Below are 8364 nucleotides of genomic sequence, written 5' to 3'. Positions count from 1 at the left end.
GGAAACGAGAAGGGCGGAATCGTATCGTCGGTCATGGCGGGCGTGGCGTTCGCGGTTGGAGGTGATGGGGTTGGCTTCGCAACCGAATCCTACGCCGCATCAGCGCTTTACAGAGCTGGTCCCGATTGTCTGAACAGGATCTCCGCGTCGATAAGTGGAGCGTCTGCCGGGGTTAGGCTGCCAGGCGGGGTGGCAGCGGGGTGAAGTAGGCTTGATCCGGCGTGCTGCCGTCAAGACTCGAATGGGGACGTCGGCTGTTATACGCATGGTCGAGGAAATGCTGGCGGCGCGTGGCATCGGTGTGACCTATGAAAGCGTGCGCCAGTGGGGAAGGAAATTCGGCAAGGCGTTCTCCGATCGGATCCGCCAGCGCGCTCCCGCTCGTGGCGACAAATGGCATCTGGACGAGGTCGTTGTCTCGATCGCGGGCGAACAACATTGGCTCTGGCGCGCTGTCGACCAGAATGGCTTCGTTCTCGACGCCTTGATCCAGCGCCGAAGAGACTCGCGCGCTGCGCAACGGCTCATGAAGACGCTCTTGAAATCCGCCGGCACGCCGCCGCGCGTGATGATCACGGACAAGCTGCGTTCGTACGGCGCTGCGAGAGCGAAGATGGGCTTTCACGTCGAACATCGCCAGCACAAAGCTCTCAACAATCGGGCCGAGAATTCTCATCAGCCGACGCGGCGACGCGAGTGAATCATGAAGCGTTTCAAATCGTCCCGTCAGGCTCAACGGTTTCTGTCAGTTCATGATCAGGTCGCGAACCTTTTCCACATCCCCTATCCCGGAGCCGTCACTGCCGACTTCCGTCGTGCTTCGCGCGAATTAGCCTTTGCGACTTGGCGCGAGATCTCGACGACAAGCGCTATCGCCGAATCTCGAACCTTTGAGAATCGTCTCCTTCGGCTCGGCGGTCGATTAAGTTGACGATGCCGCAAGAGGTCTTGTTTGAAGCACTTTTCGTACCTGCGCAATCAGCAAGGAGCTCACGGCTTCGGCGGCGGGGGCGAGGTCGCCAGAGGAGATGAGGCAAGCCGTCATATGGATCGGCGGATCTATTACGAGCGGCCTCAGATCTTCGTCGCCCGGAATATCGGGAATTTCGCCCTTGGGCAGGATCGCATTTGCGAGACCCGCCCTGACGAAGGAGAGCGCATTGGCGAACGTGTCGACTTCTGCGATGCAATTCGGCATGACGCCGGCCGCTTCAAACGTCCGATCTAATGCGTCGCGAATCGTGTTTGGGCGTGTCGGCAATACAAGAGGGAGCTCAGCCAACTCCTCAGGCGAAATGGCCGGAGCGACGTCCCCTTTAGCGCGAGGACGTACCAAGTGGAGCCGTTGTTGAAACAGTGGCTGGCGGGTAACGCCTGGGGTGGGCGCATCCTCGAGCACAGCGCAGATGTCAAGGGCTCGCGATGCGATGAGTGGCTTCATCTGAAGAGAGTCACCGGTAACAAGATGGAGGCGCACTTTTGGGAGCACTGTCCGGCTGCCTTCGATCAAGGCGCAGGCGAACGAAGCGGCGAACACCGAGGCCATCCCGAGCTTTACCGTACCTTCCGGTACTCCTGCCGCAGAGCGGACGATGCTGCGCAGTTGGTCAACCTGCTGAAGGATGGACATGGCCTCGCGATAAAAGACCGCACCCTCGCGAGTTGGGCGAACGCCGCGTACGCTACGGTGCAGCAGCGCCACGCCGAGCTCGGCTTCTAAGGCAGCCATCTGCTGACTCAGGGCCGGCTGCGCCACGTGGATCGTCGCCGCTGCTTGGCAAAAACTACCAGCATCCACGATGCCCGTGAAATATCGGAAATGACGTAGCTGCATAAGGCTGGAAGACATAGCGCTTTAACATCGTCCGTCGTTGTTCAGACCTTTGATTGTGGCGTGCGGTGCCAGCGGATCAAAAATCCCGGATGCATATTGGGACGAATGCATTTGCCAAAAAACGGGAAGCACATCACCGGTGCACGGCAGGTCGGATACTACGTCCGCCGACAGCGGACCTCGAATCGAGGGAGCCTAACCGGCGTACCTCAGCCAATGTTCCTGATAATACCATTCAGCGCCTCGTGAACTGCTTTGATGACAGTCGAATTCAGGCTCAAGAGTGTAGTATGTGTGTTCAATGAGAGCTGAAGCTTGAGCTGATCCATGGTGTCGTCCGCTTTCATGGTCGTCATGTGAGTTCTCAAGCTCAGTTCAGATGCCGCAACAGATCTGCCAAGCGAGCCATTGATCCTGCTGAAATCCACCTCACCCCTCCAAGCCAGAGGATCGCCTGCTGTGGTGGCGCATCCATGTTGTACTGACAGCGTCTGCTGCGGCATTTATCGCGTCAAGCAATGTGCACAATGCGTCGAAATGACGCCTCGTGACGCCGCTATCCATGTCACGTTTCAACGATTGTCGCCAACTCTCGAACTCTCTCTCGAGGGCAGATAACTCGGTGCCATCGACATCGTCTACCAGCTGCTTCTGCAGCTCAAGCACGACCAGATGATCGCTCACAGTTGATCCTCCTCTGTTATCCATTCCGGCTTGTTCGGATAGGCAATGTGCACGTCGGACTCTCCGACACGCACAAGCATTCCGTCGCGATTGATGACAACGATCTTGCCGAAATGATCGATATTGTCGCCGACTTTCAGGCGCGCTCCGTTCTGAACTACGATGAATGGAGACCGGCCGAGGTGCACACCTCTCGCTGTTGGCAATACAACTGGCAAACAGTGTGCCTCAAGTCGAATGTGGGGTGCGAACTTCTCCTCGAAGCGGGAAGCAACGGTCCTCCACTCGTTATAGGCGGTTGGGGTAAGCGTTCCCGAAACAATGATGACGTCTGGCTTCACCACGATGCGAATCGAGCGACGGAGTCCGACTGTCGTCGCAGTCTCTAGAAAGGTTCGCGCGCGGTCCGGCGTTACGACCGTGTCGTCAACTGTGCGTACTGTGGGAATATCCTGCTGCAGGTGACGAAGGGCCGCTTTGACAACTGCATCGCTCGGCCCATATCCCGCTATTGATATCCCTCCGGCGCTTCCCACGCGAATACTCCCATCGACGCCGAATGCCCGCATGACCGTCGTTGACAGGTCGATGATCTTTGCATCAGACAGGGCGGCTGCGGTCGCTGATTTCGCTGTTACCTCTGCTGTTAGCCCGGCGTCGTGGAGGGCTGCTTTGATCTTTGTAGCCTCTCCAGCTTGCTGGTCGCCGTCGATGAGCAGGTTATTATCGGAGAGCGCGATGCTGACGCCGCGTCCGACATTCAAATCGCGAAGGATATTCCTGGCAATTTTGATCGGGTCAGTACCCGGAACGATGGCCGAGGTGAAAGAGCAAACAACGCGCCCCATCCCGGCACTAGCTCCATAGACGATCAGCAGAAGGACGCAAGCGGCCGCACCAAGCCGAAATGGCCGAGATATCGAGTTCATCACAAGACGGGCTTCTCGACCCCGGGTCGCCGGTCCTTCGGGAGCTGAGGGGGCGCGCTCTGCATGCAGCCTTCTGCGCTCGACCGCGGAGTCGACATCGGGAAAGCCGCCGCCGGTCGGGCCGATACTGAAAATTGTCCGCCCAACCCGAACCGGAGTGAGTGGATCGAGGATTGTCGGATGGCCCGTGGGACAACCATCACCGCCGATGAGCACACCCGGTGCAAGAGCGGTGATCTGGATGCGCCCCGCCTCGATGACGATGCGAAGATGTGAACCAACTAGTTCCGGATCTGCGAAGGTGATGTCGTCAGCGCCATGGCTACCGACTAGCCAGACTCCATCGCCGAGCGATGTCTCGGCCCCATTGTTGGGGCCAGATAGCACGCGCAAGGTCAGTTGGGCCTGATCACCCGTCAGAACACCTTGTTTGATGTTGGCATTTCTCATTGCAGCGATATCCGTCCCAATGGCTGTATGGAGATATCGGGGGGAAGCTCCTGATAGGATAGCACTGGAAGTTCGTAGAAGTCGGTTTCGATGACCTTGCGTAGGTATCGACGTATGTCCGTCGAAGCCAGCAGCACCGGCTTATGCGGCTGCTGGTTTAGGTTGCCGATAGCTTCTCGTATTGCGTCAATGATCTGGCTTGTGGTTCGCGCGTCAAGAGCGAGATAGCTGCCGGCGGAAGTCTGCCGAATGGCCCTGCGTATCGTATCTTCCACTTCTGGCGTGAGAAGATAGGCGGGCAGCAGGTTCATGCCGATACAATACGGGATGCAGAGTTGCCTCTTCAGCGCACAGCGCACATGCTCAGTCAGCAGGACAACGTCTTTTTCGTTCTGTGCCCGTTCGACCAGTGCGGCGAGGATGGTGCGCATGTTACGCAGTGAAACCTCCTCCGCGATCAGCCGTTGAAAGACTTCTGAAATCTTCTGCAAATGCGCTGAGCGGAGTACTTCCTTTACGAGTTCCGGGAAGCACACCTCGATGCGATTCAAAAGAGTTCTTGTTTCCTGGATGCCGATAAACTCGAAAGCGTGCCTGCGCAGGATTAGGCCAGTTTGGTAGCTAAGGATCTGCACCGATTCCAGGAAAGGGATGCTGGCAGCTCGCAATGATTCGCGATGTATGGCGTCCACCCAAACCGTCTCGATCTGAGGAAGAAAGGATTTGTCCAGAACATACGGAATGCCCAGAAGATCGAGGTTTTCAGGAGTATCACGTGCCAAAAGAATTTGCGAGCGCAGTCGCCCTTCACCGCATGGTATTTCATTTACCATGATGACATACGCTCCATCCTTGCAGCTGTCGTTCACCCGCACATTGATCGCTGGAAGAGGGACGCCGAGATCAAGAACAAGCGCATGCCGTTCTGCATCCAACGCTTTCTTCAGTAGATCGGGAGAGGCGGCCGCCTGAACGTCGTGACCAATGTCGACCATCAGGGGCACAGTGAACTTGATGCCAATGTCGTCGGCTCCATCAGCCCCTCCGGTCGGCTCGTCCGAGGCTGTTAAGCGCGTTGCCCCTGTCACCGAGTCGCGACGCATTGCCGGTGTGGCCAGCCGCTGACTACGCTGCAATTGCCAGCCACCGCCTCCGACTACAACCGCCAAGATCATGAAGATTCCCGTCGGAAGGCCAGGGACGAACGAAAAGAGGAGGAGAATGAACGACGCGACAATCAGCGCACGTGGTTGTGCGCCGACCTCGTCGCCGATTTCGTTGCCGAGATCTGCACCGCGATGTTGGTCACTAACCCTCGTAACGATAAATCCCGCGGTAATCGCTGTGAAGAGAGCCGGTATCTGACTGACGAGCCCGTCTCCAATGGTCAGGATCGCATAGACCTCGAGCGCCTCGTACAATCCCATTCCCTTTTGAGTCGCTCCAATCGCGATACCGCCTATGATGTTCACGGCAATGCTGATCAAGCTCGCGATGGCGTCACCCTTGAGAAACTTCATGGCGCCGTCCAGAGCACCGTACAGCTGGCTCTCGCGCTCAATCGCAACGCGGCGTCGACTTGCCTCTCGGATATCAATACTGCCGGCACGCAAGTCGCCGTCAACACTCATTTGTTTGCCCGGCATCGAATCCAGAGAAAACCGTGCAGCAACCTCCGCCACACGCTCCGATCCCTTGGTGATGACGACAAACTGAACGATTGTGATGATCAAAAAGGTGACGGCGCCCACCACGAGATTGCCGGCCACCACAAAGTCCCCGAATGTCTTGATGATCTGACCGGCGTCTGCATGAAGCAAGATAGTGCGTGTCGCGGCGACGCCGAGCGATAGCCGAAATAGCGTCGTCACCAAGAGCGCTGAAGGAAAGGAGACGAACGCAAGGGGGGATTTAATGTAGACCGCCATCATCAGCAGCAGTGCCGAGAGCCCCAGGTTGAGGGCCTGTAGCACATCCATGAGGACCGGCGGCAGTGGAATGATCATCATGAAGATGATCGTGATCAGCAGCGCCACCAGAACAATATCATTACGGCCGGACGCGACTGCTCGGACACGGTCAAGAGAAGTGACACTAGCCAAGCGCGGGGTCTCCTCTGTAGGTGTGTGTCCGGCGTGAATGATGTGACGAACCGCAGACAGCTTCCTGCCTCGGCGCTGACGCTTGCCTAACTGTTTTGACTAACGCTCGTGGCGCTCGAATCGGCCCTCTCCGCGTCCTGTGCAATGGTAGAAACCACTTTGCATGGGCAGAGCCCCCTATCCGCAAATATTCAGCGTCGGCGGCGCGACGCGCCAGACGGTGTTGGGGTCGATTTGTCAGTCCCAGCTGCCATGCTCGGCACGCACCTAAGCAGCGATTCCCGCACGGCCTTTTCTTCAAAAAGTCGCTGAGCTTACGAAGTAACGTAGCGTAACATAATGCAGGTGGGCTTCTTAGGCTTCGGGACGGTTTAAGGATGCTCCGTCTCGGGGTTTGCAATCTCCGACGGTCGCCTTCGAAACAATGTCGTGTTGGGAAACGATCAATAGTGTTCCCGCCGCTCGGAGCGATTGGAGATGCGTGGGACATCCAGCGTCGATCCCGTCGGCTCCCCAAGCAAGTAAGGATCGTCCAACTGATACCATCGTTTGGCCGGAACATCACGGCGTCTCCTAAGCGTTGATTGATATTCTCGCGGTAAACCGCAGGGCGGTTCGGATAGCTCGTTCAAGATCAGTTCAACCTCTTCCGGAGGCAGCAATTATCATGCCTATTCCGTTCTCGAACTAGGAGGCCCATGTTCAGCAGGAATGTACGCGTGGCCGCGGCGCGCAAATCGAGGATTTCGGCATAGAGTGAACGGCGGTGGCGGCCCCGCGAGCGGCGCAGGGCATCAAGTTTCCTTGCGGGCTCTGCCGATAGTTCCCGCCTGGCTTTGTTGTTTCCGATCATCTCGGCAATCATGGCCTTTCCAGCAGCGCCGACCGCCTTGCGATGACGGCCAACAGCCAGACGCAGCGCTTCACCCAGGTTCTGGAGAAGGTGAAAGCGATCGGCGACCTGCGCTGCATCGGGAGCACCGCGACGCGCACCCTCGGAATAAATGCCGGCGCGATCCCGCGCGATTACCTCGATGCCTGGATGACGGCCCAGCCAAGACGCGACCGTATCGGCATTTCGATCCGGCAAAAGATCGATGACGCGATTGCGCTCCAGATCGCAGATGATGGTCCCGTAGCGCAGCCCCTTGCGCCAGGCCCAGTCGTCGATGCCGATTACACGCGGCGCTTCCGGCGACTCGAACTCGGCTGCGCGGATCATCCGCAGCAGCGTGTCGCCGCTGGCCGGCATGGCCAGTTTGCACGACAGACGCGCACCCGGCTCCCCGCCGACCGCCAAGTCGATCGACAGTTGTCTTTCGACGAGCCGGGACGTGCGTCGCGCTTTCGGCCGCACCGTTCCCGGCAACCGTTCAGTAAATATCCGACGCTGGCATTGTGAATTCGCGCATCGAAACCGTCGCGCGTGAAGCTGGATCTCGACAACCCGACCCTGCCACGGCAGATAAAGCGTCGCACGTAATGGCTGTGGACGCGGCGCGTCTGACAGCCGCAACAGGGACAGAACGAGACCGTTGACTTCGACCGAGCCACGAGCACCACTTTATCGGCCTGGGGAAGGATCTGGGCAATCGAAAGGTCAGGAGAAACCAACGAGCGGAATGCATGGAGCAAGGCGAATCACGGACGTCGACTGCGATTCCGGCCTTATGGCCTGATTCGCGTCCTCCGTGAATCTTGAGGGTTCTGTGAGGTCGCGTGGCAGGCGCGATCCGCGCGCGCGGTGGCGCGTGCACCTCATAGAGGCCGGATTGAACGAAGCCGCGGCGTTGTGGGCGCTATGACGATAGTGCAGCCGGAGCAACTGCGGAGAAGGCGTCCCTGTCGTCGCCGTGCGTCGGCGAGACATTGATCGGATGTGAGCGGCTGACCTCGATGCCGTCGTCGAATCCGACACCGGCGATGAGCTTCGGCAACTGATTTGTGCCCTTCAATCGACGCCAGGTTTTCGAGGCTGCATCGATCAGCTTGAACACTCTGCACGAAGCTCGGAACTTTGTTGAGCACGTTGACGGTCTTGTGCTGCCAGCAGCGCTGCCGCCGGTGCCGGGAAAGACTTCATCTATCGCCTTCCAGAAGCCGAGTGGGCCATCGCCGACCGCCAGTTCAGGCGCGACCTGCAGTCCGCGCCGGCGGATGTCGATCAGAAGCTCGCGCGCATTGCGTCAGCGTAGAAGTTCCCGAATGATAGGCTGTTGCCTCATGTAAGTTGTAAGCGACGTTCGCGTCCCATTCGCAAAGGTTTGGCGTGGGGATTGCAGTCTGTTGATCAACGTGTTTGCAAATCGTTGGCGGGGGGTATGGAGGCGGCAACGACGGAGAATTACGAGGTGCGGCCGAACGA

Annotated in this window: 4 protein-coding genes and 3 pseudogenes; 1 reads left to right on the top strand and 6 read right to left on the bottom strand. The window is 58.2% G+C overall.

The genetic code is table 11. The annotated features are described in order from the left end of the window. The first annotated feature begins 241 nt into the window (after positions 1 to 241). Positions 242 to 926 (top strand): annotated as a pseudogene (locus QJT78_RS46115) (IS6 family transposase). Here QJT78_RS46115 and QJT78_RS46110 read toward each other — a convergent pair. The 6 genes and pseudogenes from QJT78_RS46110 to QJT78_RS46085 form a co-directional block, all read right to left on the bottom strand. Next, positions 923 to 1849: a LysR substrate-binding domain-containing protein gene (locus tag QJT78_RS46110; protein ID WP_049810652.1), complete on the bottom strand. Its 927-nt coding sequence runs from the start codon at positions 1847 to 1849 to the stop codon at positions 923 to 925. The pseudogene QJT78_RS46115 and the gene QJT78_RS46110 sit on opposite strands and share 4 nt — an antisense overlap. Before the next feature lie 194 nt (positions 1850 to 2043). Continuing rightward, positions 2044 to 2337 carry an EscF/YscF/HrpA family type III secretion system needle major subunit gene (locus QJT78_RS46105; protein WP_080586871.1) on the bottom strand — a complete coding sequence of 98 codons (294 nt, stop codon included), beginning with the start codon at positions 2335 to 2337 and terminating at the stop codon, positions 2044 to 2046. A 177-nt stretch (positions 2338 to 2514) separates the two neighbouring features. Further along, on the bottom strand, positions 2515 to 3897 hold the full coding sequence (locus QJT78_RS46100) for an FHA domain-containing protein (RefSeq protein ID WP_028154110.1): 1383 nt from the start codon (positions 3895 to 3897) through the stop codon (positions 2515 to 2517). Then, positions 3894 to 5999 (bottom strand): type III secretion system export apparatus subunit SctV, encoded by a 2106-nt coding sequence (sctV, locus tag QJT78_RS46095; protein WP_028154111.1) that lies wholly within the window; start codon positions 5997 to 5999, stop codon positions 3894 to 3896. Before sctV ends, QJT78_RS46100 begins: the two co-directional genes overlap by 4 nt. A gap of 634 nt (positions 6000 to 6633) precedes the next feature. Then, a pseudogene (locus QJT78_RS46090) lies at positions 6634 to 7422 on the bottom strand (ISL3 family transposase); the annotation flags it as partial. 376 nt (positions 7423 to 7798) lie between these two features. After that, positions 7799 to 8176: pseudogene (locus tag QJT78_RS46085) on the bottom strand (transposase); the annotation flags it as partial. Positions 8177 to 8364: the final 188 nt, after the last annotated feature.

The sequence above is a fragment of the Bradyrhizobium sp. Mp27 genome, from assembly GCF_029953005.1.
GTDB classification, from domain to species: domain Bacteria; phylum Pseudomonadota; class Alphaproteobacteria; order Rhizobiales; family Xanthobacteraceae; genus Bradyrhizobium; species Bradyrhizobium barranii.
Note: the sequence above shows the minus strand (reverse complement) of the source record. Positions and strands in the feature narration are given on the sequence as shown.

Coding starts and splice junctions, on each gene's coding strand:
- QJT78_RS46110 (WP_049810652.1), bottom strand. CDS start 1,849: ATGTCTTCCAGCCTTATGCAGCTACGTCATTTCCGATATTTCACGGGC.
- QJT78_RS46105 (WP_080586871.1), bottom strand. CDS start 2,337: ATGCCGCAGCAGACGCTGTCAGTACAACATGGATGCGCCACCACAGCA.
- QJT78_RS46100 (WP_028154110.1), bottom strand. CDS start 3,897: ATGAGAAATGCCAACATCAAACAAGGTGTTCTGACGGGTGATCAGGCC.